Origin of the sequence: Altererythrobacter sp. Root672 (assembly GCF_001427865.1) — a bacterium.
Taxonomy (GTDB): Bacteria; Pseudomonadota; Alphaproteobacteria; order Sphingomonadales; family Sphingomonadaceae; genus Croceibacterium_A.
The window spans coordinates 1,000,871-1,025,305 of record NZ_LMHH01000001.1 but is presented as its reverse complement, the minus strand read 5'-3'; the positions used below and the strand labels follow the sequence as shown (position 1 = coordinate 1,025,305).

The following is a 24,435-nucleotide window of genomic DNA, read 5'->3' as shown; positions in this document are numbered from 1 at the left end:
TGCACTTCATGAAAACTCGTCTCGCTGCCGCCCTCATGCTGGGCGTTGCCACCCTCACGCTCGGCCCGGTCGCCTGCAATATGGTTGAAGGCGGGACCGAAGCGGTCAGTCCGGGGACCGAGGTTGGCATCAACCTCATGGCGATGAACACAGCGATCAAGCCAGGCGACGACTTCTACGGCTATGCCAACGAAGGCTGGATGAAGGCGAACGAGATTCCCGCAGACCGTTCGGGCATCGGCGCGTTCTGGGTGGCCGACCAGCAGACCGAGAAGAACCTAGAAGTGCTGTTGGCGGACCTCGAGAAATCGGAACCGGAAGCCGGAACGGACGCCGCGCGCGTGAAGGCGTACTACGACGCGTTCCTCGATACCGCGACCATCGACAAGCTCGGCATGGCGCCGGTCCAGTCCGACTTGCAGCGCATCGCCGCGATCAAGGACAAGACGGCGCTTGCCCGCATCATGGGCGACAATGTGCGGGCCGACGTCGACCCGCTCAACGCCACCGACTTCGCCACCGAGAACCTGTTCGGCGTGTTCGTGACCCACGCGCTCGTTGGTGGGGAAGTCATGCCCTACATCTTGCAGGGCGGCCTCGGCATGCCGGAGCGTGAATACTACCTGTCGTCCGAGCCGGACATGAAGGCCAACCAGGCGGCTTACCGCAAATACATCGCCGACGTGCTCACGGCGGCCGGAATCGCCGACGCCGGCGCCAAGGCGCAGCGGATCTACGACCTCGAGGTCAAGATCGCCCGCGCTCATTCCACCCGCGAGGAAAGCGACGATTGGCAGGTGGCCAAGGCCGTCTGGACTCCGGCCGACTTCGCCAAGAAGGCGCCGGGTCTCGACTGGAACACGTTCTTCGATGCGGCGCAGCTTGGCAGCCAACAGAAGTTCAACGCCTACCACGCGAACGCCATCCCCAAGATCGCGGCGCTGGTCGGCTCGGAATCGCTCGACGCGTGGAAGGACTGGCTGACCTTCCATCAGATCAACCAGAACACCTCCGTGCTGCCGAGCGAGCTCGACCAGCTGAACTTCGCCTTCTACGGCACACAGCTGACCGGCGCCGAGCAGGCTCGTCCGCGTGAGAAGCGGGCACTCTCCGCGGTCAACACCAACATCGGCGATGCGCTGGGCAAGCTCTATACCGACAAGTATTTCCCGGCCTCCGCCAAGGCCGAGATCCAGGCGATGGTCGAGAACATCAAGACCGCGTTCTCCAAGCGGATCGACGCGATCGAGTGGATGGCGCCGGAAACCAAGGCCGAAGCCAAGGCCAAGGTGGAATCGATGGAAGTCGGCGTCGGCTATCCCGACACCTGGGCCGATTACTCCTCGCTGAAGCTCGATCCCGCTACCGCTTACGCCAACAAGCAGGCGGCCGAGAAGCTGCGCTACCAGCAGCAGCTGGCCAAGATCGGCAAGCCGCTCGACAAGCGCGAGTGGTGGATGAACCCGCAGCTGGTCAACGCCGTCAACCTGCCGGTGCAGAACTCGCTCAACTTCCCAGCGGCGATCCTGCAGCGGCCGTTCTTCGATCCCAAGGCTGACCCGGCGTTCAACTACGGCGCAATCGGCGCGGTGATCGGGCACGAGATCAGCCATAGCTTCGACAATAACGGGGCGGAATTCGACTCCACCGGCGCTATGCGCAACTGGTGGACCGATGCCGACCGCGCGCAGTTCGACAAGGCGGGCAAGACGCTGTCGGACCAGTTCGATCTCTATGAGCCGTTCCCGGGCCTGCATGTCCGCGGCGATCTGACGTTGGGCGAGAACATCGCCGACGTGGCTGGCCTGGCCGCGGCGTTTGACGCCTACCGTGCCTCGCTCGCGGGCAAGCCCGCTGCCGAGATCGACGGCTTCACCGGCGACCAGCGGTTCTTCATCGCCTATGCCCAGGCCTGGGCGACCAAGATGCGCGAAGCGGCGCTGCGCCAGCGTATCGCCACCGATGGCCATGCGCCGGGCCAGTATCGTGCGCTGACCGTCCGCAACCTTGACGCCTGGTACGATGCGTTCGGCGTCAAGCCGGGCGACAAGCTTTACCTGCCGCCGGAGCAGCGCGTCCGTATCTGGTAAGTCCTTCGACAAGCTCAGGATGAACGGTCTGGGTTTATTTCCAAACTCCGTTCGTGGTGAGCTTGTCGAACCACAATGGCGCTCTGCCTGTTCCTCCGGCCCTGTCCTTCTGCTACCCATAACGGGCTGCAAGGCGGACAGGGCCGTTGAAAGGCAAGCCGAAGCGACCGATGCTGTGGTTGATTGCACAATGGGTCGCTGCGAGCGCCGCAGTCTTCGCCCTGGGCGTCCTGATCATCCGTCTCGCCAATCCCCTACCGCCGCTGGAACCGCGACCGGCATCGCGTCAGTTCACCGAGACCGCTGACACCCCACTGGGCCAGGGTGTCGCCGGCATCCGTGCCGGGCATGGCGAGGACTCTGGCGTCCACATGCTGATCGACGGCTACGATGCCTTCGCCGCCCGAGTGATGCTGGCCCGCGCGGCGACGCGCACGCTCGATGTGCAGTACTACATCTGGCACAAGGACCTCTCGGGCACGCTGATGCTCGAAGCCATGCTCGATGCGGCCGAGCGGGGCGTGCGGGTGCGCATGCTGCTCGACGACAACGGCATCGCCGGCATGGACCACGTGCTCGCCGCGCTCGATCGCCATCCGAACATCGAGGTTCGGCTGTTCAATCCCTTCGTTATCCGCCACCCGAAGATGGTCGGCTACGCCACCGATTTCTTCCGTCTCAACCGGCGCATGCACAACAAGGGGATCATAGCCGACAACCAGGCGGCGGTGATCGGTGGGCGCAATGTCGGCGATGAGTACTTCTCGGCGAGTGAAGGCGGGCTGTTCGCGGACCTTGACGTGCTGGCCATCGGACCGGTGGTGGACCACGTCTCGGCCGATTTCGACCGTTACTGGGCCAGCCAGTCGGCTTACCCTGCGGAGCGCATCCTGCCTGCACCATCGGAGAACGACACCGACGTCATCCACCGTGACGCTTCACTGGTCGAAACCAGCGCGGCGGCGCGCGAATACGTCGCGGCGATAAAGGAACTGCCGTTCATCGCTCAGGTCCTAGACGGCACGCTCCCGTTCGCATGGGCGCCAGTGCGCATGCTCAGTGACGACCCCGCCAAAGGCGTGGGGAGGGGCAAGGGAGACGGTCTCCTGATGAACACGCTGCACAAGGCAGTCGGCGATCCGAGCAAGGAGCTGCGGATCATCTCGGGATATTTTGTGCCAACCCAAGCTGGCGCCGACGAATTGGGCCGCCTGGCCGAGCGCGGCGTCGACACCGCGGTCTTCACCAACGCTTTTGAAGCCAGCGACGTGTGGATCGTTCATGCGGGATATGCCCATTACCGGCGGGAGATGCTGGAAAAGGGCGTCCGCGTGTTTGAAATGCGGGCTAGCGCGGTGGACGGGATCGACGACCGCAGACGCCGCCTGACCTCAATGGGTTCGGGCAGCGGGCGCCGTTCTGACGGGGGGCCGGTCCTGCGGTCCTCCGCGACGACGCTCCATGCCAAGACTTTCGCGATCGACCGGCAGAAGCTGTTCATCGGCTCGTTCAACTTCGATCCCCGCTCGATGCATCTCAACACCGAGCAGGGTTTCGTGATCGAAAGCCCGGTGCTCGCAGCGGCGGTGTCGGATTCATTCGACAGCCTGATTCCGACCAACGCCTACGAGGTCGTGCTCGGGAAGGACGGCGAGCTCAATTGGATCGAACGCCGTGACGGCGTCACGATCGTCCACCAGACAGAGCCGGGCACAACGCCGTTCCAGCGTGGTGGGATCTGGCTCTTGTCCCACCTTCCGATCGAATGGCTACTGTAAGTCGGCTCAGAACAACCGGGTGAGGAGGTAGAATAGCGCTCCGACCAGGCCTGAGGCGGGGATCGTGATGAGCCAGGCGATCATGACGTTGCGCGCGATACCCCAGCGGACCGAGGAAGCGCGCCGGGCCACGCCGGCGCCGATGATCGAACCGGTGATGGTATGCGTTGTCGATACCGGAATGCCGAGTGTGGAGGCGGAGAACACCACGATCGACCCAGCCAGCGAGGCACTGAAGCCCTGATGCTGTGACAGCTTGGTGATGCGCGAGCCCATCGTCTCGATGATCTTCCAACCGCCAGTCATCGTGCCGAGCGCGATGGCTATGTAGCAAGAAATCGCCACCCAATGCGGCACCTCGAATTCGCCGTGCAGGTTGCCGGTCGAATAGAGCAGCACGGTGATGATACCCATCGTCTTCTGGGCATCGTTCAAGCCATGGCTGAGCGAATAGGCGGCCGACGACACCAAGTGCAGCGCGCGGAAGGTCCGCTCGGCGTTGACGGCGGTGGCCTTTTGCAAGCTCCAGCTGCTGACGAGCATGACGAACATGGCCAGGAACATGCCGATCGTTGGCGAAAGCACGATGGCGAGCAGGGTCTTGTTGAGGCCCGACCACTGGATCCCTTCGATCCCGGCATGCGCCACGCCGGCACCCACCAGGCCGCCCACGAGCGCGTGGCTGCTCGAAGAGGGGATACCCTTAAGCCACGTGACAATGTTCCAGAACATCGCCCCGACCAGCGCGCCGAAGATCACCGCCGGGGTAACGACATCCTTGTCTATCAGTCCTTTGCCGATGGTTTCTGCCACCGCATGCAAGCTGGGAATGGCGATGGTGAGGAAGTAGGCGGCGAAGTTGAAGAAGGCCGCAAACAGCACCGCCCTGACCGGCGAAAGCAACCGCGTTGCCACCACGGTCGCGATCGAGTTCGCGGCATCGTGCAACCCGTTGAGGAAGTCGAACGCCAGCGCGATCAGGATAAGGCCGACGAGGAGCGGAAAAGCCAGTTCGTGCATGGCGTGTCAGCCTGTCAGGCGTGTTCGATCACGATGCCGTCGATCTCGTCGGCCACGTCCTCAAAGGCATCGGTGATCCGCTCGAGGTGCTTGTAGACCTCGCGATCGGTCACGAACTGCAGGGTATTATTGGCGCCGTGCTCGCGCAGGGCTCGCTTGAGGCCAGCGGCATGGATAGCGTCGGCATGGCTTTCCATGCGCACCAGGCGTTCGGTCAGCTCGTGCAGGCGGCCGGCGTTCCTGCCGACATCGCGCAGCAGTGGGATGGCCTCTGCCGTGACGCGCGCGGCATCGACGATGATGGCGACCATGTCCTTCATTTCCTGCGGGATCACCGTCACTTCGTAGAGGCCGATTGCATTGGCGGTGGCCTGCATCTCGTCCACCGTGTCGTCCATCGCGCTGATCAGCGAGGCGATCGAGCCACGGTCGAATGGGGTCAGGAAGGTCTGGCGCACCGTTTGCAGGACTTCGCGGTTGAGCTCGTCCGCATCGTGTTCGCGTTCGTTGATCTCGCGGATGTGGTCGGGCTCGGTCGGGTTGTCGAGCAAGCGCGATGTCGCGTCCGCAGCGGCAAGGATGATCGCCGCGTGGGCTTCGAACATCTCGAAGAAATTACCCGTCTTCGGGAGCAGGCGTTGGAACCAGCCAAACATGGCATCCATCCTTGATTTACGGACTACGGTATCGAGCAGGGTTGCTCGCCGCGCGGCGGCCTTGAATTCGGCCGGAGCGAATGAGCGGATGAGGTTGCGAAGGTCTTCTTCCTCGACGACTTCGGCGGCTTCGCTGAGGCTGAACCAGCGCCGCTCGCGCTCGCCCTGTTCCTTCCAGCTCACCAGTTCCTCGGTCACCGCCAGGGGAAAGACGTCGACGTCGAGCATCAGCGTCGCGCCATTGCGCTGCCGCTTGCGGTAGCGATAGCTGCCGAGCGGCGTCGGGCACGCGGCGCCCCGGACCCCGGCTTCGTCTTCCGCTTCCTTGGCCGCGCTCACATGGGGCGGACTAGCGTCGGAATTACCCTTGGGTATGACCCAGCGTCCGCGCGCGCCGCGCGTCGTCACCAGCATCAGGCGGACAGGCGAATCCGCCGCCGGTCCCTCGATGAGGTAAGGCAAGGCTGCAATTTGGCGAATGGGTTCTGGTCTCCTGTTGCCGAGCGCTTAGTGACACACAGCTGTCACATCAACTCGGCGAGGGGCGCAGGAGCATCATTTCCACGGTTCGATGACGCCTGTTCGCGCCAATTTGTTCGCAGTCGGCGACGATTCACCCAGTCGCGGCAGTCAATCGGTCGAGTTGGTCCTGAGTCAGCTCGAGCTTGAGCGCTTCGAACTGTACGTCGAGCTGCCCCGGCTCACGAGCGCTGGCGATGGGCGCGGCGATGCCGGGTTGCTTGAGCAACCAGGCGAGGGCGACGGCGCCGTGGCTGGCCCCGGTCTCGGCGACGACGGCGTCGAGCGTCGGCAGGACCGTCAGGCCCTTGTCGAAAAAGCGCTCGATGCTCGATCCGCGATTGTGACGCTCGAGGTCCTCGCGGGTGCGGTACTTGCCGGTCAGAAACCCGGCGGCGAGGCCGAACCAGGGGAGCATGGCGATTCCGCGATCGAGGCAGAGGCGCTGCAGTTCCTGGGGATATTCTTCGCGCATTACGAGGTTGTATTCGTTTTGTAGGACGGTGAAGCCGGTCATCCCATTGGAATGTGTGAGGTCGGTTATCTCGCGGAGGCGTTCGGCGTTGAAGTTCGAGGCGCCGAGTTCGCGGACGAGGCCTTGCTTGACCAGCGCGTCAAAGCCAGTGGCGACTTCTTCCTGCGATGTCGCGGTCTCGTCACGGTGGGCGTAGTAGAGGTCGACGTAGTCGGTTTGCAGCCGCTCGAGCGACTTGTTCAGCTCCTCGGCCACTTTCGCCGGTTCCAGATCGCCCGGCTTCCCGAACATGCCGGTCTTGGTGGCAATGCGCATCTCAGCACGAACGCCCCGACTCTTGAGCCAGTTGCCGATGACCGTCTCACTTTCGCCCCCGACATGGCCCGGTGCCCACACCGAATAGCCCTGGGCGGTATCGACCATGCGCCCGCCTGCCTCGTAGAACCGGTCGAGCACCGCGAAGCTGGAGTTCTCATCCGAGGTCCAGCCAAACACATTGCCGCCCAGAACCAGCGAGATTCCGTCAATCGACCAATGGCTTGTCATGCGAACTTCTCCCGGATTGCGAGCAGGGCCAGGGCCGCTTCGGCAGCGCCAGCTCCCTTGTTGAGCTGGGCGGGATCGGCGCGGACAATCGCCTGCGCTTCGTTCTCCACCGTGAGGATGCCGTTGCCTACGGCGAGGCCGTCCATGGTCAGCGCCATGATACCGCGGGCGCTTTCCCCGGCGACGATCTCGAAGTGATAAGTCTCGCCCCGGATGACCACGCCGATCCCGACGAATCCCTCGTAGCGACCGCTCTCGGCGGCCGAGGCAATCGCGCCGGGAACCTCAAGCGCGCCAGGGACGGTCAGGACATCGACCTGGTGCCCGGCATCCTCAAGCGCAGTCCGCGCGCCGGCGATCAGCATGTCGTTGAGGTGCTCGTAAAAGCGGGCTTCGACGATCAGGAAGCGGGCCATTGTTACTCCGGAATTGAAAGAGTCTGCGCCAACGAGCCGCATTGGTAGCGCGGATCGTGCGTCACCTCCTTAGTCGCCCAAGCTGGCGGCACAAGCGCGTCGAGCGCCGCTTCGTCGGCGGCTTCAGCCTCGACCAGCTCTAGTCTCGCCAGCGGCCCTTCGAACAAATCGAGGCTCCAGTACCGGCCATCGACGGGCAGATGGAAACGGCGCTTCCGCATCGCAAAGGCCGGCAAAGAGGCGAGCAGGGCATGTTCGGCTTCGGTGAGATAGGCTGTGACGATCGGCCGTGTCTCTGGCCGTTCGGTCTCGTACTTCTTGGTCAGCTTGAGGGCGGTCTCGCCACGTCGTGTCATCCGCCGCAACCGCATACGGGTGCCCTCGATGTAGCGGTCCTCGATGAGCGTGAAGTCCAGCCCTTCGAGGTTTGGCCGATCCGCTTGGTCGACCAGCCAACGGCGTTCGAGTTCAGGCCGGGCGTACTTGGGATCGCCCAGTTCGGTATCGAGGCCGCGGTTGACGATCACGCCGGACCGATGGGCCGCTCGCCGACGATCGACAAGTCGTAGCCCTCGAGGCCGACCAGCGAATGCCGGGTGTTGGTCAGCAGGACCATGTCGTGCACGCCCAGTTCGGCCAGGATCTGCGCACCGACGCCGTAATCGCGCTGCTCAGAAGGCATGTCGGCATCATCTGCTGGATCGGAACGGTCGCGGTCGAGCGCCCGGATAGCGCTGCTTGCGTGACCGGGGGAGGGGCGGTTGATCAGGACGACCACGCCCGCGCCTTCCTCGCCAATGATCCGCATCGCGCCTTCGAGCATGCCCTGGCGCTCGGTATCGTGAGCGAAGACATCGTCGAACACCGACAGCGCGTGCATCCGCACGAGCGTGGGCTTCGCCGGGTCGATATGGCCTTTGACCAGCGCCATGGTCTCGCCCTTGGTCGCCTTGTTGTAAAAGCTGATCGCGCGCCAATCGCCGCCCCACAGGCTGGTGAAGCGGCTCTCCGCGCGCTTTTCGACCAGGTGGTCGTGACGCCGACGATAGGCGATCAGATCGCGGATTGTGCCGATCTTGATGCCGTGCATGCGGCCGAAGCGCATCAGGTCGTCGAGCCGCGCCATCGTGCCGTCCTCGGCCATGATCTCGCAGATCACGCCCGAGGGATTGAGCCCGGCGAGGCGCGAGATGTCGACGGCTGCTTCGGTATGGCCGGCCCGCACCAGCACGCCACCTTCGCGAGCGACGAGCGGGAACACGTGGCCGGGGCTGACTATGTCATCCGAGCCCTTGCTGGCGTCGATGGCGACGGAGATGGTCCGCGCCCGATCGGCCGCGCTGATGCCGGTAGTGACGCCTTCGCGCGCCTCGATCGAGGTGGTGAAGGCGGTTTCCATGCGGCTGCGGTTGGTGCGGCTCATCGGCTGCAAGCCCAGAGTCTCGACCCGCGGCTGTCCGAGCGCGAGGCAGATCAACCCGCGGCCGTGAGTGGCCATGAAGTTGATCGCATCGGGCGTCGCCATCTGCGCCGGGATGATCAGATCGCCCTCGTTCTCGCGGTCCTCGTCATCGACCAGGATGAACATGCGGCCGTTGCGCGCTTCGTCGATGATCTGTTCGATCGGCACCAGGATTGGGGTGTCGTCGTTGGCCGAGAGGAAGCGGTCCAGCTTGCCGAGCGTGTCGGCAGTCGGGTTCCAGGTCGGCTCGGTGCAGTCGCGCAGGGTGTTGGCGTGGAGGCCAGCGGCCCGAGCGAGGCCCGCCCGCGTCATCCGGCCCTGGCTGACCAGGTCGCGGACTCGATCGATGATTGAAGCGTTCATCGACTCGGTATATCACATTGCGATGTGATGGCAATCCAGTCGATCACATCGAAAGCGGAGAATTGGCGCTCAAATGCGAGAAATGACTCGATCAAACTCGAGGGAAATGCGCAGATACTCGAGAGATGCGAGGACGTGCTCGGCCATCGGCACGCACTTGCGTGAACGCAGTTGGCGCCGCATGGAGCTTGAGTGACTGAAGCCAGCCAGAACCGCGAGGACCTCCTCGATTCCTTTCGTTCCGCGATGCGGCACGTGGCCGCGACCGTTTATGCGGTGACGACCGGACATGGGGGCGACCGCTATGGCATTCTGGCGACGGCGGTAAGTTCGCTGAGCTTCGATCCGCCCTCGCTATTGGTCTGCGTCAATCGCACCGCTTCGCTGCATGCGCCGCTGGCCACGGCGGAGACGTTTTGCGTCAACGTGCTCGGGCTCGGCAATCGCGACGTGGCCGAGCATTTCATGAAGGATCGTGCTCTGGATCGGTTCGCGGTCGGTGCGTGGGAGGAGGCTTATGGCGTTCCGGTCCTCGCCACCGCGCAGTCGAGCATCGTCTGCCGCCGGGTCCATTGCCACGACTTCGGCACGCATTCGATCTTCATCGGTGAGCTGCTTGCGGCAACCCATCGCGAAGACGCGACGCCGCTGACTTATTACGACCGTCAGTACATCGACATCAGCCAGGCGCCGGGGCGCGGCTGCGCTCAGAGCTGAGTTTGAAGGGCGGGGGGTGCGCTCGGCGTGCTTCGACAAGCTCAGGACGAACGGAAAGATAGGAAAGCTCCACCCCCGTTAGTGGTGAGCTTGTGGTTCGACAGGCTCACCATGTTCGGATCTGGTGCCCCCCCTCTGCTCCGTTCGTCCTGAGCTTGTCGAAGGACCTCAGCGCGACGCCTAATTCTCGAACGGCTGATCCCGCCGCACCAGCAAGTGCCCCGGATAACTCGGTCCCGTACCGCCGCCGAGATAGTCGGCGATCTCACGCTCGATTAGCTCCGCCCGCGCCTCTGGCGAGGGATAGACCCGGCTGCGCGTCAACCCACCCGAGGTGCGCTGCCCAAGGCTCGAACGCCAGAATTTCGGTGCGATGCTGGGATCGTAGCCCGCGTTGGCGAGCAGATGCACCGCCATTCGGTCGGCTTCGACCTCAACTTGCCGGTTGAGCTGCTGATTGCGCCCGAACTCACCGAAGAAGCCCTTGTCGACTCCCGCCGCTTTGAGGCGGCGGCGGTGTTCGAGCACGACATGGGCAAGTTCGTGGGCAAACACGACGGCCAGTTCATCATTGGTGGCGACCGTCGCCAGGCCGTAATTGACCTGGATGACCCGGCCGTCTGACTGGCCGTTGAGTCCATCCGCAACCCTGATCTCCACCAGTACGCGGCATCCGGGCCTGGCTCCGAGCGACACGGCCTGCTCCTGCCCCTGGCGCACGATCTTCAGCTGCATGGGACCTTGGGGAGGCTGATCGGCCAGAGCCTCAAACGCGGCGTCGCGCACGGGCGACTTACCTTCCGCTTTCAGCCCGGAAGTGGGCACCGCACCGATGACTGCCAATCCGTCGCGCGGCTCAAGGACGGCGGCCGCCGGAGAACCCGGGACCAAGGCCGACACCGCAATCGCCCCGTTCACAAAGGCCGAGTCTTGGCCGCCTTTGGGGTACTGGTCGCGGCTGTGCATGATCAGGCCGGTCAGCGGCATCTGCTGTCGGCAAAGCTCATGGTTGGCACCCATCAGCCGCTCGGCAATCGTCGCGAGCCGAACGTCCTGCTGCAGAAGCGCATCGAGCGAGCCGCCCTCCTGCGCCACGGCTTGCGAACCACAGGCAAGCGCGGCGGCGGCGATCAGCAATTTGCGCATGATGGGCATCAATCGAGCAGCGCCCTGACTTCGTCGAGCGATCGCGCGCCTAGCATGGCCATCGTCCGCGTGGTCTCCGCCCTGAACAAGTCGAGCGCCCGCAAGACGCCTGCCTCCCCGGCAGCCGCCAAGCCGTAGAGCGGCGCACGCCCGACCAGCACGGCATCGGCCCCAAGCGCGACGGCCTTGACGATATCGCTCCCGCGCCGAACGCCACTATCGAGGAACACCGTCATCTTCCCACCAACGGCGGAGACGATCTCGGGCAGGGCCTCGATCGAGGCAATCGAGGAATCGAGCGCGCGGCCACCGTGGTTGGAAACCACCACGCCATCAGCCCCGAGCGCGAGCGCCTGGCGGGCGTCCTCGGGGTGCAGCACACCCTTGAGGATGAATTTCCCGGGCCAGCGGTCGCGCAGTTCCTTGATCCCATCCCAGTCGAGATCGTCCTGCTTGAACAGCGCCCCCGGAGGCGCGCCCTTGGTGACTTTGGCCCGCAACCGGTCGGGGAGGTTGGCTTGGGTCGGGATGCCGCCACTCACGGTGTAGCGGCCCATCACGCCCGCCAGCCAACGGGGATGGGTCAGCACGTCGAGCGTGTTGCGCGCGTTGAGCTGGAACGGGGTGCCGAAGCCGTTGCGGTGGATGTACTCGCGGTTTGGCGGAACCGGCAGATCGAGCGTGACGAACAGCGCCTCGCACCCAAGTTCATGCGCGCGCTGGACCACGTCGAACGACAGCGAGCGGTTTTCCCAGAAGTACAGCTGGAACCACAGCCGCCCACCGGCGACCGCGATTTGCTCAAGGTCCATCGTGCTGGCGCTGGAGATCGTGAAAGGCAACCCAGCTTTGGCCGCTGCCTGGGCGAGGGCGAGGTCACCCTGATACCACATCAGCCCGGCCGCTCCGGTCGGCGCGAGCGCGAGGGGCAGGGGGGTGCTCTGCCCGAAGATCTGCGCACTCGTGTCGATCGCCTGCACCCCGCGCAGCACGCGCGGGCGGAAGGTCACCTGCTCGAACGCGGCCTGGTTGCGCGCCATGCCGGCTTCATCCTCGACCCCGCGCTCGAGGTATTCCCAGATGCCGTGCGGCAAGCGGCGCCGGGCACGCTTGCGCAAGTCCGCGATGTTGTAGCAGGCGAGGTCGGCTTTCACCCTAGCGTCAGCCGCGCCCGAAGAACGGCAAGTCGATCTGCACGACCATGCCTTCGTAGAAGTTGAGGTGGTCGGGGATGTCGCACATGTGGACGATCACGTCGGCGATGTCCTTGGGCGAGGCCGCGAAGTTCTCCGGCAGCTTGACCGCGCCCGGCGCGATCTCGGTGGCGACGATGCCGGGGTGGAAGATCGAGGCGGCGATGTTGTGCTCGCGCCCGTCGATGGCGAGCGAGCGGGTGAGGCCATCAAGGCCCCACTTGCTCGCGGCATAGGCCGGGCTGTGCGGCCGCGGCACGCGGGCCGAGATCGAGCCAATGTTGAGAATCCGCCCACGGCCCTTGCCCTTCATCACGCGGAACGCCGCGCGGCTGCACAGGAACGCCGAGGTTAGGTTGGTGGAGAGCACCTGCTCCCAGGTTTCGAGCGACATCTCGTCGACCGGGGTGCTGTCGGCGATGCCGGCGTTGTTGATCACCACGTCGACCGTGCCGAAGCGCTCGACCGCCTGGGCGAAGAGGTTATCGACCGCGGCTTCGCTGGTGACGTCGGTGGCGACGGCGAGCGCTTCGCCGCCCATCGCCTCGATGCGCTCGACAAGCGCGGCCAGGCGCTCGACCCGGCGGGCGGCGAGCACGACTTTGGCGCCCTTCTCAACGAACGAAACCGCGCAGGCTTCACCGATTCCCGAACTGGCGCCGGTCACGACCGCGACCCGGCCCTGCAGAATGCTCAACAGCCATCCCCTTCATGCGTGTCTTTGGTCGGACCGCTTAACCAAGCTGAGGCGCCAGCGGAACCACCAATTCGAATCTAGCTTGCGTTCCGGGCCGCTTGAGTCAATCTTCGCAGCACGGGATCACCTTGGGCTTCGCGACGGGAGGCAACCGAGGAGAGGATCATGGATGCCATCGGCAGCGGTGCGAGAGTCATCGCGCTCGTCGGCCCCGCAAGCGCTGGAAAGACCAGCCTGGCAGAGGCTCTGTTGCACGCGGCGGGCGCCATGCCCCGGCTCGGTTCGGTGGAGGCCGGTACCTCGCTGGGCGACGCCAGCGCCGAGGCCCGAGCGCGCGGCGGATCGACTGAGCTCAATCTGATGCGTTTCAGTTGGGCGGGGGACGACTACATCATCCTCGACGCGCCCGGCTCGGTCGGCTTCGCGGCCGAAGTCGAAGCGGCGCTCGATATCGCCGACCTCGCTTTGGTGGTGCTGCCCCCCGAACCCGAACGCGCGGCCCTCGCCGAACCCTTGCTGCGCGACATCGAGGCCAGAGGCGTGCCGCACGCGATCTTCGTCAACAAGATCGACAAGGCCCACGGGACGCTCGAAGATCTCCTGCAATCACTCGAACCGGTAAGCAAGGCCGCCCTGGTCGCCCGCCAGATCCCGATCCGCAAGGGCGAGGAGGTGATCGGCTTCGTCGACCTCGCACTCGACCGCGCCTACAAATACCGCGCCGGCCAGGCTTCAGAGCTGGTCCCGCTGCCGCCCGAGCTCGAAGAGGCCGAAGGCAAGGCGCGGTTCCACATGCTCGAACAGCTCGCGGACCATGACGATGTCCTGCTCGAACAACTGCTGTCCGATGAAACGCCCGACCTCGCGACCGTGTTCGGCGACCTCAAGCGCGAGACCGCCGAGGGACTGGTGGTCCCCGTCATGTTCGGCTCGGCGATCAATGGTTTCGGCGTGCGCCGCCTGCTCAAGGCTCTGCGGCACGACACGCCGTCCGCCAGCGCGACAGCCGAACGTCTGCTGATCGACGGGCCGGTGGTCGAGGTGTTCAAGGTCTCCAACGAAACCGCGGTCGGCCGCCTCTCGCTCGCCCGCATCTTCGGCAAGCCGCTCAACGAAGGCACCGAGCTCAACTCGTCGGCCGGCGACGGCCATCGGGCAGGGGCCTTGTTCGGCATCCACGGCGGGAGCACGATCAGGCTCAAGAAGGGCGAACCGGGCGACGTCGTCGGGATCGCCAAGGCCGACGCGGTCCATGCCGGGCACCGCCTGTCCGAAGGCGCCGCGCCCACGGCGCCTGAGCAACGCGCCAGACGCACCGCCAACTCCGCGCTCTCGATCGGGGTCAAGGACCACAAGGACGAGGTCCGCCTCTCGACCGCCCTGGCGAAGCTGCTCGAGGAAGACCTGGGCCTCTCCTGCGAGACCAATGAGGAAACCCATGAAACCCTCCTGCGCGGAATCAACGAGGAGCACCTCGCCCTGGCGCTCGATCGCCTGAAACGCCGCTACGGCCTGCCTATCGATGCCAAGCAGGCCGCGGTCGTGATCCGCGAAACGATCCGCAAGAGCGCGACCCAGCGCGGACGGCACAAGAAGCAGTCCGGCGGGCACGGCCAATACGGCGACGTGGTGATCGAAGTGCGCCCACAACCGAGGGGCGAGGGCTTCCGCTTCGAGGAGAAGATCTCCGGCGGCGTGGTCCCCAAGCAATGGATTCCGGCAGTCGAGCACGGCGTGCGCGATGCCATGCTCAAGGGGCCGCTCGGACATCCTGTGGTCGACGTGGCCGTGACCTTGCTGGATGGCTCGTACCACAGCGTCGATAGTTCCGAGCTGGCGTTCCGCATGGCTGGACGGATCGCGATGTCCGAAGCCCTCGCGGCCTCGGCACCTTACCTGCTCGAACCGATCGACCAGGTGACCATCGCCACGCCCGGCAGCGCCACTTCGCGCATCACCTCGGCGCTCGCCAGCCACCGTGCTCGAGTGCTCGGGATGACCCCGCGCGAAGGCTGGTCACGCTGGGACACGATCGAGGCCATGGTGCCCGAGGCGGAACTGGCGGCGCTACACAAGGACATCCGCGCCCTGAGCCAAGGCATGGCGACCTACGATGCGCACTTCGATCACTTGGAGGAGGTGAACGGAAGGCTGGCCGAAGCGATCGTCCAGAGGGCCAGCGAACCAGCCTGAGCGGAAATGGGAGCGGGCGGCCGGCACAGGCCGCCGCCCTCGCTTTTCAGCTATTCGACTGCCTGAGGGGAGGGGGTGGTGGACGCACTTGGGCTCGAACCAAGGACCCGCTGATTAAGAGTCAGCTGCTCTACCAACTGAGCTATGCGTCCACTCCCGAAGCGCCGGGAAACCCGGACCGCGGTGGCCCCGCGAATCGCGGGAGACGCCCATATAGCGATTGTCGTCGCCGTGAAAAGGGCGTGTTTGGACTTAGGTGAAACTCGTGCCTCGCGAGCGCTGACTCCACCGGTCGATCATCATCAAAGTACCGATGCAGATCATGTTCGTGAGCATCGACGAGCCGCCATGGCTCATGAACGGCAGGGGGATTCCGACCACGGGAGCAAGGCCCATGACCATCAGCAGATTGATCGCCACGTAGAAGAAGATCGTCGCCGTCATGCCGCCCGCCAGGAGCTGGGAGAAGCGATCGGGCGCGTTGCGAGCGACCGTCAGGCCCCAGCGCAGGATAATGCCGAAGATCAGCAGCACCAGCAGGCCGCCAACCAGACCCCATTCTTCGGCCATGGTGGCGAAGACGAAGTCGGTGTGGGGCTCAGGCAGGTAATTGAGGTGACTCTGCGAACCTTCGCCAAAGCCCTTGCCGGTGATTCCGCCGGAACCGATCGCGATCTTCGATTGGGTGATGTGGTAGCCAGTGCCGAGGGGATCGCTTTCCGGATCGAGGAAAGTGGTCACCCGGGCGCGCTGGTAATCATGCAGAGCGAAGAAGTAGGCGATCGGCGCAATGACCAGCGCTGCAGCGCCAGCTCCCGCAAACCACTTCCACGGCAATCCTGCGAGGAACAGCAGGACCCCCGCGCCAAAGCCAATGGCGAGCGCCGTACCGAGGTCGGGCTGTAGCAGCACCAGGCCCATCGGCAGACCGACCAGCACCCCGGCGGGCACCAGGGCTCGCCAGGAACCGGTCATGCCCGGCGGGAGCGCGCCATAGAATGTCGCCAGCGTCAGCACGATCACCGGTTTCATGAACTCCGACGGCTGCAAGACGATGAAGCCGAGATCGAGCCACCGCTGGCTGCCCCCGCCAATCGCGCCGAGCAATTCGACCAGGATCAGCAGCAGCAAGACGCCGACGTAGGCCGGATAGGCCGCCATCACGACCAGTTCTCGCGGCATCAGCCGGATGATCAGGGCCATCGTGAGGAACACGCCGAAGCGGATAAGGTGCGAGGTCGCGAAAGGCTGGAACGACCCTCCGGCCGCCGAGTGCAGCACGGTGGCCCCGAAGCAGACGAGGATGACCAGCGGGAGGATGACCCGCCATGGGATGCCGGCGAGCGGCTCGGGAAGGACGGCGAGCTTCATCGTGGCTCCGGCCCGGTAAGAACGTCGGGTTCAGGACGCGGCGCCACGGCCTCGGTCGCAACCCCGGCGGGCTGGGCCGCAGCCGCTCGGGCTTCGGCATCGACGAGCCGGGCGATCGTCGCCTGGTCTTCGGGAACCGGCGGTACGTCTATCCCGGCAGCGGCTGCACGGCGGGCGTATTCGGCATCGAACCGTTCCTTGGCCGTGCCGCCCCACTGCTGCTCCATCGCGTGCAGCGCCTCGAGCCCCTTCGCCGGATCGAACAGAAAGGTCATCACGTCGCGCGCGATAGGGTAGGCCGAGCCGGAGCCGCCGCCGTGTTCGATGACCACTGCCCCCGCATACCGCGGCTTGTCGAACGGGGCGAAGAAGATGAACAGGCCGTGGTCGCGGTGCTTCCAGATCCCGCCCTTGCCGCTGCCGACGTTTAGGCCGACGACCTGCGCCGTACCGGTCTTGCCGGCCATCAGCACGTTCTCGATCGGCAGCCTGGCCCGTCCAGCAGTGCCGGGGCCGTTGACCACGTCGCTCATCGCTTTCTGGATGATCTGCACGTGGTCGCCGTGGAAACCCATGCTGTCGAAGTGCGGGGTCTTACCGTCTAGGATCAGGCGCGGCATGATCTTGTTACCCGTCGCCAGGCGCGAAGCCATGATCGCCAGCTGCAAGGGATTGGCGAGCATGTAGCCCTGGCCAATGGTCGCGTTGACGGTGTCGTACGACTGCCAGGGCTTACCGTATTTCTTGAGCTTCCAGGCCGGGTCGGGAACCGTGCCGAAGAATTGGCTGGCGACCGGCAGCTGGAATTCCTGGCCCATCCCCAGGCGCTTGGCCATCGGCGCGATCACGTCCATGCCGAGCTTCTGGGCGAAGTGATAGAAATAGACGTCGCAAGACTGGTAGATGCCCTTGGACATGTTGACCGTGCCATGCCCGCGGCGGTTCCAGCAGTGGAACACGCGATTGCCCACACGCAACCCGCCGCCACAGCCGACTGTCTCGTTCGGATCCAGGCCGGCCTCAAGGAAGGACATTGCCACCATAGGCTTGACCGTGGAGCCAGGCGGATAGAGCCCCTTGAGCACCTTGTTACGCAGCGGAACGCGCTCGTTCTCGCTGAGCATCTGGTACTCGACGCGGCCGATCCCGTCGGAAAAGCTGTTGGGGTCGAAACTGGGCATCGAGGCCATGCACAGGAGGTCGCCGCTCGCACAGTCGATCACCACGACCGAACCGCTCTCGAGCCCGAGGCGGCGCGCAGCATAGTCCTGCAACGGGCCGTCGATTGTCAGCTGGATCGGCTTGCCCTGGACATCCTCGCGCGTGTCGAGGTCCCGGACGATACGTCCCGAGGCGGTGACTTCGACGCGGCGAGCGCCGGGTTCCCCGCGCAGGACTTGCTCAAACTGCTTTTCGAGACCGTCCTTGCCGAGCTTGAAGCCCGGCGTCACCAGCAGCGGCACCGGCTCCTTTTCGTATTCTTCCCGTGAGGCGGTCCCGACATACCCGATCAAGTGGCCAACGGATGGCCCGGTTGGGTAGAAGCGAGAAAAGCCACGCTGGGGCACTACGCCCGGCAGTTCCGGCAATCGCACGCTGACCGCAGCGAACGTGTCATAGTCGAGCCCGTCAGCAACCTGCACCGGTTGGAAGCCGGCGGCCTTGTCGATCTTGTCGCGCAAGTCCTGCAGCTCGACCGGGGTGAAGTTGAGCAGCTGGCCAAGCGTGGTGATCTCGGCGTCGGCGTCCTTGAGCCGATCCGGGATGATGTCGACGCGGAAGTCGGCCCGGTTGGAGGCGAGGGGGGAGCCGTTGCGGTCGAGGATCCAGCCCCGGCGCGGCGGAATCAGGGTGAGGTTCACCCGATTGCTCTCCGCCTCCATCTCGTACTTCTCGTTCTCGGCGACGGCTATGTAGCCCATCCGCGCCGCCAGCAGCAGGCCCACGCCTCCCTGCACCGCGCCGAGGACAAAGGTCCGGCGGTGGAAGGATTCGGCTAGCAATCGTGATGAGAACTTGGGGCGCATACCTCAGGCAATACGCCGCACGCGCATCAGGCGCAGACGATCCAGCAGGGCGACTAATCGGGCAACGACGGGGAACAGCATGATCGAGATCAGTAGTTGGGGGGCGATGACTGTGAGTTGTACCATTGTCAGCTTGGCCCCGGAAACAAGCGCCGAGATGGCAAGGTATGGCACGATGATCGCCGTCGCGGTTAGCCAATCGAGCCAAAAGTTGCGCCAGGGGAAGCGGATCTCGATCAGCTCGATAACGAACAGTGCCAGCGAGAAGAGCAGGATCCCGCTGCCGAATGGCTGGCCGGAATAGAGATCGTCGAACAACCCGAGCGGAAAGCCGGCCCACAACGGCAACAGGCCGGGCCGGATCAGGCGCCAGGCGAGCAGCATCATAAGGCCGAGCGGCGGCAGGACCGGGGCGGCGGAAATCACCGGCAACCAAGGGGTCAGCGATCCAAGCAGGATCGAAGCCCAAGGCAAGCCGTAAGCAAGCAGGGGCGACTGATCCCGATTGATGCGGCTTCCGAAAGGATCGCGCCGCGATTTGGGATTGAGGGTTTCCATCAATCCTCCCGAGCCGCCTTTTCCTCCAAACGGTCCGCAGCTTCGATCGCCTTCTGCTGCCAGACCGGTTCGACCAACACGACGTCGGTGGCCGCGGGGTTGCTGAGCAGCTGGGCGATCGCCCCATCGCGGGTGATCTCGGTCGCCAGGGCGACGGCGATTCCAGGCCGGAAGAGTCCACCGGCGCCCGAGGTAACGAAGACATCGCCCTTCTTGATCGGGTTTACGCCCAGGTTGACCAGGCGCAGGCGCAGCGATCCATCGGAACGACCTTCGGCGAAGGCGACCACGTTATCCGTCGCGCGGCGGACAGGCACCATGCTTTCACTGTCGGTGAGCAAGAGCACCCGCGAGCTCATGGTACCGGCTTCGACGACCCGGCCGACCAACCCCATCGGCGAAGTGACCGGCATGCCCGGTTGAACCCCATCGCTGGTGCCGGCCGAGATATAGGCGATCCGCCGGGCGCTGGAGGAAGTGGAGCCAATCAGGCGCGCAGTTGCGACGGGCTTGATATCGCCTTCGGCCATGCGCAGCGCGGCCTTAAGGCGGACATTCTCCTGCCGCAGCGCCTCGGCCTCGGCCAGCTTGACCCGGGCGATCTTGGCTTCTTCCTCGAGCTTCGCGTTGCGGCTGCCTGCGCGGTAATAGCCGGCGACCGCCTCGAACACGTTCTTGCCGCCGGTGCGGCCCGCCGCGCCGACCTCACCCACAGGTGCGGCAGCGTCGGAAGCCATCGAGCGCAGCCCGTTGAACGTCTCCGGACGAAGCAAGGAAATGGCCAGGAGCGCGGCACCCACAAGGATGCCGACGCCCGCCAGGACATAGCCCGTGAACAGGCCGAGCTGGGCCTTCTTGTTGCTTCCGGAACGGCGGCTTGAGGGCGGTGCCATTGCCGCCATACCCCTCTAGTTCGCAGTAACGATCAGGCGGTCATCAACACGCCACGATAGACCGGGTCTTCCATCGCGCGGCCAGTACCCAGGGCGACGCAAGAAAGCGGATCTTCCGCGACACTGACCGGCAACCCGGTCTCTTCGCGAAGGTGATCGTCAAGCCCGCGGATCAGCGCGCCGCCGCCGGTCAGGACAATGCCCTGGTCGACGATATCGGCCGCGAGTTCCGGCGCCGTGTTCTCGAGCGCGATCCGCACGCCTTCGACGATCGCCCCGATTGGCTCGCTGAGCGCTTCGGCGATGTTGGCCTGGTTGATCGTGATTTCCTTCGGCACGCCGTTCACCAGATCGCGGCCCTTGAGCGTGATCTGCTCGCCCACGCCGTCTTCGGGCACCGTGGCGATGCCGTAGTCCTTCTTGATCCGCTCGGCCGTCGCTTCGCCGATCAGCAGGTTGTGGTGTCGGCGGACGTAGGAGACGATCGCCTCGTCCATCTTGTCACCGCCAGTGCGGACCGAAGTGGTGTAGGCCAGGCCGCGCAGGCTGAGCACTGCGACTTCCGTGGTGCCGCCGCCGATATCGACGACCATCGAGCCGACCGGCTCGGTCACCGGCATATCGGCGCCGATAGCAGCAGCCATCGGTTCGAGGATGAGGAAGACTTCCGAGGCGCCGGCGTTCGAAGCCGCGTCACGGATCGCGCGGCGTTCGACCGAAGTCGAGCCCGAGGGAACGCAGATCACGATCTCCGGCGGGCTGAACATGCTGGTGCGCTTGCCCGTCACCTTGCGGATGAAGTGTTTGATCATCTCCTCGGCGATCTCGATGTCGGCGATGACACCGTCGCGCAGCGGGCGGATCGCCTCGATGCTGTCGGGGGTCTTGCCCATCATCAGCTTGGCATCGTCACCGACGGCCTTGACCCGCTTGACGCCGTTGATCGTCTCGATCGCGACCACCGACGGTTCATTCAGGACGATGCCGCGATCCTGCACGTAGACCAGCGTGTTCGCGGTCCCGAGGTCGATTGCCATGTTCTGAGAGCCGAATTTGAACAACCTGGAAAAGAACGATCCCATCGAAAAACCCGTGCCTTGCCGCTAGAGGGAAATGACTGAACCGGCGGGCGGGGCGGTTAGTGCCAACCGGAAGTGCCGCGTGCTTAGCTCGAAGTAAAAGCAAAGGCCAAAAATTTGTGGCGTTACCCACGCGGTTTTGCACTGCTTGGCTCGAATTGCCTCCAGTTCGGCGTTACTGGCCCATAAATGCCGACGATCCGCCGCCTACCTGAAGCGCTGATCAACCGTATCGCCGCCGGTGAGGTGGTCGAGCGGCCGGCGTCTGCACTCAAGGAACTGGTCGAAAACGCCATCGACGCCGGCGCGACACGCGTTTCCGTCAGGATCGAGGAGGGCGGCCTGGCCTTGCTCGAGGTGACCGACGATGGGTGCGGCATGGGGCCAGATGAGATGGCCCTCGCGCTAGAACGCCATGCCACGTCCAAGCTGCCAGACGAGGCCATCGAACAAGTCGCGACGCTCGGCTTCCGCGGAGAGGCGCTGCCCTCGATCGCCAGCGTTGCCCGCCTCACGCTCGAAAGCCGGGTGCGGGGGGTGGAGCAGGGTTGGAAGCGCGTGGTCGATCACGGGGCGCTCGTCGAGGAAGGTCCCGCCGCCTTGCCTCCAGGTACACGCGTTCGCGTCGAACAGTTGTTCGGCAAAGTCCCGGCGCGCCGCAAGTTCCTGCGCTCGGCCCGCAGCGAGTATGCCGCTTGCCTCGATGTTGTCCGGCGGCTGGCGATGGCCCGGCCGGATATCGGCTTTACGCTCGAACAGGGCGGCCGACGAATTCTCGGTTTGCAGGGCGGGGAAGGGCTCGAGGCGCGCGTCGCGCAGATCGTCGACCGCGCGCTGGCCGACAATGGAGTGACGATCGAACTCGAACGCGGGACCATGCGGTTGCGCGGCCTGGCGGGCCTGCCGACGTTTAACCGCGGCGTGGCCGACCACCAGTATCTGTTCGTCAACGGGCGTCCAGTGAAGGACCGCCTGCTCATCGGCGCGGTTCGGGGCGCCTATTCGGGTATGCTGGCTCACGATCGGCACGCGGTGCTGGCCCTGTTCCTGGACCTCGAGCCCGAAGACCTCGACGTCAACGTGCACCCGGCGAAGACCGAGGTGCGCTTCCGTGACGCGCCTTCGGTTCGCGGGTTCATCGTCTCGGGCTTGCGCGAAGCCTTGTCGACTGGCGACAAGCGCAGCGCCCAGGCGCCCGACGCTTCCGCGATGTCAAAGTGGCAAGTGGAGCCGTCTGCGCCAGGGCCGGCGCCTAGCTTAGGCTCCATCTTTGCCGGACGAGATTGGTCCGCGCCGAATTCGTCGGTTCGGCAGCCATCGAGCCCTTGGAACGCGCATGTCACCGAGATCTTCGATGCACCGCAGGGCCGAGCCGAGATCGCCGAACCCCTGCCTCCGGAAACCGAAGACTTTCCGCTTGGCGTTGCTCGAGGGCAGGTGGCGCAGACCTACATCGTTGCCGAAGCCGCAGATGGTTTGGTGATCGTCGACCAGCACGCCGCACACGAACGCCTTGTGCTGGAACGCCTTCGGGCCGCTCGCGGTGCAGGCGCCGGCGCAAGCCAGGCGCTGCTGATGCCCGAAGTCGTCGAGCTCGACGAACCGGCTTGCGACCGGCTTGAGGACAAGGCGAGCGATTTCGCCGAGCTGGGCTTGTCGATCGAAAGGTTCGGACCCGGGGCCATGCTCGTGCGTGCTGTACCGGCGATCCTCGCCAAGGCCGATCCCGCGGCATTGCTGCAAGACCTCGCCGATGATCTGGCCCAGCATGGCGAAAGTTTGCTATTAGGGGAAAGGATCGAGCACGTGCTGGCCACGATGGCTTGCCACGGTTCGGTTCGGGCCGGTCGGACCTTGTCGGTTCCGGAAATGAACGCGCTGCTCAGGGAAATGGAGCGGACGCCTCGTTCGGGACAGTGCAATCATGGTCGCCCGACTTGGGTCAAGCTATCGATGGGGGATGTCGAAAAGCTGTTCGGGAGACATTGATGCGGGGCGGATTGGCGATTGGAGCGGCAGCGATGCTGCTTGCCGGGTGTGGAAGCAGCTCCACTCCCGAAGAACAGGCGCTGGAAGATGCTCGCGATGTGGCGATGGTCGAAGCTGCGAACAAATCCGAACCGCCCCTCCAACTCGTAACCCCCGAGCCAATCCTGCTGCCCGACCTGGAGCGCTACGATCTCTATGGCGCTGCCTGCAACTATGCACCGGGTACGAGCCTTGGGACACGAGTTGTCGCCCGGGAGGCCGACGCTTTCGTCAAGATCGATGGCGAGGTTCAACGGTTTGCGGCCGACCCCGGCTCTCGCGAACTGCCGCTTGGCACGCGCACGCTCTACAACGGCAAGGAATTCTCGCTGCAGCTGGAGATCAAAGGCGAGGGCGAGGCGACTGCCGATGGCAAGGAGAACTACGAAGGCACGGTGACCTTGCGCGATCCCCACGGACGGCCAGTCTATGAAGGGACCGGCCTGGCCCAGTGCGGCGGCTAGCGCGTTCGTTTGACGTAGAGGTGGTTGTCGTCGCGCCGCTCGAGCTTGAAGTTGTCGCTGGCCGCCTTCATCAGATCCGAAAGCCGCTTGAACCCATGGTTGCGCACGTCGAAGCTTGAACGGTTTCCGGCGATCTGGCCAACTTCTTGCAGCCGCGCAAAGCCGTTCTCGTCCCGGCTCGCCGCCTTCCAGGCATCGCCGAGCAATTCGATCAGGTCCCGATCGATCTGCCGGCTTTCTGCCGGTGGCGTATCGTCTTCGTGCTCTTGCGTACGGATCAGCTGATCGACGTCGATGTAGCGGGTGCAGGCTGTCTTGAACGCCTCGGGTGCCTTGTCACTGCCGAACCCGTAGACCAGCAGCCCGTCTTGACGCAGCCGCGTGACCAGCGGGGTGAAGTCGCTGTCGGAGCTCATGATGCCAAAGCCGTCGACTTTGCCGCGATAGAGCAAGTCGACCGCGTCGATAGTCATCGCCATGTCGGTGGCGTTCTTGCCCTTGGTGAGGTCGAACTGCTGCATCGGCTGCAGACCGTAACGATGGGTGATCTGGTTCCACTTGGCCAGCGCCGGCTTGGCCCAATTGCCGTAAGCGCGGCGGATGTTCACTTGCCCTAGCTCGGCCAGGACGGTGAGAACGGGATCAATGCCCGCGTGGCTCGCGTTGTCGGCGTCGATCAGCAGGGCGATGTTCTTGAGCGGCGTGTCCAGCATGGCGCGTTAATGAGCCCACCGGCTACGGCGC

Annotated in this window: 21 protein-coding genes and 1 tRNA gene; 6 read left to right on the top strand and 16 right to left on the bottom strand. The window is 64.7% G+C overall.

Features of this window, described 5'->3' with window-relative positions:
- Positions 1-8 precede the first annotated feature (8 nt).
- Together ASD76_RS04955 and ASD76_RS04950 are read left to right on the top strand one after the other, a co-directional pair.
- On the top strand, positions 9-2,090 hold the full coding sequence (locus ASD76_RS04955) for a M13 family metallopeptidase (protein ID WP_055922956.1): 2,082 nt from the start codon (positions 9-11) through the stop codon (positions 2,088-2,090).
- A gap of 170 nt (positions 2,091-2,260) precedes the next feature.
- A complete protein-coding gene (locus ASD76_RS04950; RefSeq protein WP_055922954.1) occupies positions 2,261-3,868 on the top strand; it encodes a phospholipase D family protein in 1,608 nt (535 codons plus the stop codon).
- 6 nt (positions 3,869-3,874) lie between these two features.
- Here ASD76_RS04950 and ASD76_RS04945 read toward each other — a convergent pair whose 3' ends face one another.
- From ASD76_RS04945 to ribB, 6 genes are all read right to left on the bottom strand, one after another.
- Positions 3,875-4,888, bottom strand: a complete 1,014-nt coding sequence (locus ASD76_RS04945; protein WP_055919301.1) for an inorganic phosphate transporter — start codon at positions 4,886-4,888, stop codon at positions 3,875-3,877.
- 14 nt (positions 4,889-4,902) lie between these two features.
- Positions 4,903-5,961 carry a DUF47 family protein gene (locus tag ASD76_RS04940; protein WP_055922952.1) on the bottom strand — a complete coding sequence of 353 codons (1,059 nt, stop codon included), beginning with the start codon at positions 5,959-5,961 and terminating at the stop codon, positions 4,903-4,905.
- Positions 5,962-6,157: 196 nt separating this feature from the next.
- Positions 6,158-7,084, bottom strand: a complete 927-nt coding sequence (locus tag ASD76_RS04935; protein ID WP_055919298.1) for an aldo/keto reductase — start codon at positions 7,082-7,084, stop codon at positions 6,158-6,160.
- Positions 7,081-7,500 (bottom strand): 6,7-dimethyl-8-ribityllumazine synthase, encoded by a 420-nt coding sequence (gene ribH / locus ASD76_RS04930; RefSeq protein WP_055919296.1) that lies wholly within the window; start codon positions 7,498-7,500, stop codon positions 7,081-7,083. The genes ASD76_RS04935 and ribH overlap by 4 nt, the downstream gene beginning before the upstream one ends.
- Before the next feature lie 2 nt (positions 7,501-7,502).
- The gene (locus ASD76_RS04925; RefSeq protein WP_235506509.1) at positions 7,503-8,027 is read right to left on the bottom strand and encodes a hypothetical protein; all 525 of its coding nucleotides are present in this window, start codon (positions 8,025-8,027) and stop codon (positions 7,503-7,505) included.
- Positions 8,024-9,325, bottom strand: a complete 1,302-nt coding sequence (ribB, locus tag ASD76_RS04920; RefSeq protein WP_055919293.1) for a 3,4-dihydroxy-2-butanone-4-phosphate synthase — start codon at positions 9,323-9,325, stop codon at positions 8,024-8,026. The genes ASD76_RS04925 and ribB overlap by 4 nt, the downstream gene beginning before the upstream one ends.
- A 192-nt stretch (positions 9,326-9,517) precedes the next feature.
- Here ribB and ASD76_RS04915 point away from each other — a divergent pair, with 192 nt between their 5' ends.
- On the top strand, positions 9,518-10,042 hold the full coding sequence (locus tag ASD76_RS04915) for a flavin reductase family protein (RefSeq protein ID WP_055919290.1): 525 nt from the start codon (positions 9,518-9,520) through the stop codon (positions 10,040-10,042).
- Between the two features lie 180 nt (positions 10,043-10,222).
- On the opposite strand, the gene ASD76_RS04910 is transcribed toward ASD76_RS04915, so the two are convergent.
- From ASD76_RS04910 to ASD76_RS04900, 3 genes are read right to left on the bottom strand one after another with little or no spacing between them, the layout of a single operon-like run.
- Complete coding sequence (locus ASD76_RS04910) at positions 10,223-11,188, bottom strand: M48 family metallopeptidase (protein ID WP_162249638.1); 966 nt, start codon at positions 11,186-11,188, stop codon at positions 10,223-10,225.
- 8 nt (positions 11,189-11,196) lie between these two features.
- Positions 11,197-12,342 carry an alpha-hydroxy acid oxidase gene (locus tag ASD76_RS04905; protein ID WP_055919281.1) on the bottom strand — a complete coding sequence of 382 codons (1,146 nt, stop codon included), beginning with the start codon at positions 12,340-12,342 and terminating at the stop codon, positions 11,197-11,199.
- Positions 12,343-12,349: 7 nt separating this feature from the next.
- Positions 12,350-13,078: an SDR family oxidoreductase gene (locus ASD76_RS04900; RefSeq protein ID WP_055919277.1), complete on the bottom strand. Its 729-nt coding sequence runs from the start codon at positions 13,076-13,078 to the stop codon at positions 12,350-12,352.
- Between the two features lie 165 nt (positions 13,079-13,243).
- Between ASD76_RS04900 and ASD76_RS04895 the strand changes: the two genes are divergently transcribed.
- The gene (locus ASD76_RS04895) at positions 13,244-15,271 is read left to right on the top strand and encodes an elongation factor G (protein WP_055919267.1); all 2,028 of its coding nucleotides are present in this window, start codon (positions 13,244-13,246) and stop codon (positions 15,269-15,271) included.
- A gap of 76 nt (positions 15,272-15,347) precedes the next feature.
- On the opposite strand, the gene ASD76_RS04890 is transcribed toward ASD76_RS04895, so the two are convergent.
- The 6 genes from ASD76_RS04890 to ASD76_RS04865 form a co-directional block, all read right to left on the bottom strand.
- Positions 15,348-15,423 (bottom strand) — tRNA-Lys (locus tag ASD76_RS04890).
- Positions 15,424-15,523: 100 nt separating this feature from the next.
- Positions 15,524-16,642: a rod shape-determining protein RodA gene (gene rodA, locus ASD76_RS04885; RefSeq protein WP_055919265.1), complete on the bottom strand. Its 1,119-nt coding sequence runs from the start codon at positions 16,640-16,642 to the stop codon at positions 15,524-15,526.
- On the bottom strand, positions 16,639-18,669 hold the full coding sequence (mrdA, locus tag ASD76_RS04880) for a penicillin-binding protein 2 (protein WP_055919263.1): 2,031 nt from the start codon (positions 18,667-18,669) through the stop codon (positions 16,639-16,641). The genes rodA and mrdA overlap by 4 nt, the downstream gene beginning before the upstream one ends.
- A 3-nt stretch (positions 18,670-18,672) precedes the next feature.
- Positions 18,673-19,227: a rod shape-determining protein MreD gene (gene mreD, locus ASD76_RS04875; protein WP_055919261.1), complete on the bottom strand. Its 555-nt coding sequence runs from the start codon at positions 19,225-19,227 to the stop codon at positions 18,673-18,675.
- Complete coding sequence (gene mreC / locus ASD76_RS04870; RefSeq protein WP_055922948.1) at positions 19,227-20,120, bottom strand: rod shape-determining protein MreC; 894 nt, start codon at positions 20,118-20,120, stop codon at positions 19,227-19,229. Before mreC ends, mreD begins: the two co-directional genes overlap by 1 nt.
- 32 nt (positions 20,121-20,152) lie before the next feature.
- Complete coding sequence (locus tag ASD76_RS04865) at positions 20,153-21,202, bottom strand: rod shape-determining protein (RefSeq protein ID WP_055919259.1); 1,050 nt, start codon at positions 21,200-21,202, stop codon at positions 20,153-20,155.
- Positions 21,203-21,388: 186 nt separating this feature from the next.
- Here ASD76_RS04865 and mutL point away from each other — a divergent pair, with 186 nt between their 5' ends.
- On the top strand, positions 21,389-23,188 hold the full coding sequence (gene mutL, locus ASD76_RS04860) for a DNA mismatch repair endonuclease MutL (protein WP_055919255.1): 1,800 nt from the start codon (positions 21,389-21,391) through the stop codon (positions 23,186-23,188).
- Positions 23,188-23,691, top strand: a complete 504-nt coding sequence (locus tag ASD76_RS04855) for a hypothetical protein (RefSeq protein WP_156457545.1) — start codon at positions 23,188-23,190, stop codon at positions 23,689-23,691. The genes mutL and ASD76_RS04855 overlap by 1 nt, the downstream gene beginning before the upstream one ends.
- Here ASD76_RS04855 and ASD76_RS04850 read toward each other — a convergent pair.
- Complete coding sequence (locus ASD76_RS04850) at positions 23,688-24,404, bottom strand: NYN domain-containing protein (protein WP_055919251.1); 717 nt, start codon at positions 24,402-24,404, stop codon at positions 23,688-23,690. The two genes, ASD76_RS04855 and ASD76_RS04850, sit on opposite strands and share 4 nt — an antisense overlap.
- Between the last annotated feature and the right edge of the window lie 31 nt (positions 24,405-24,435).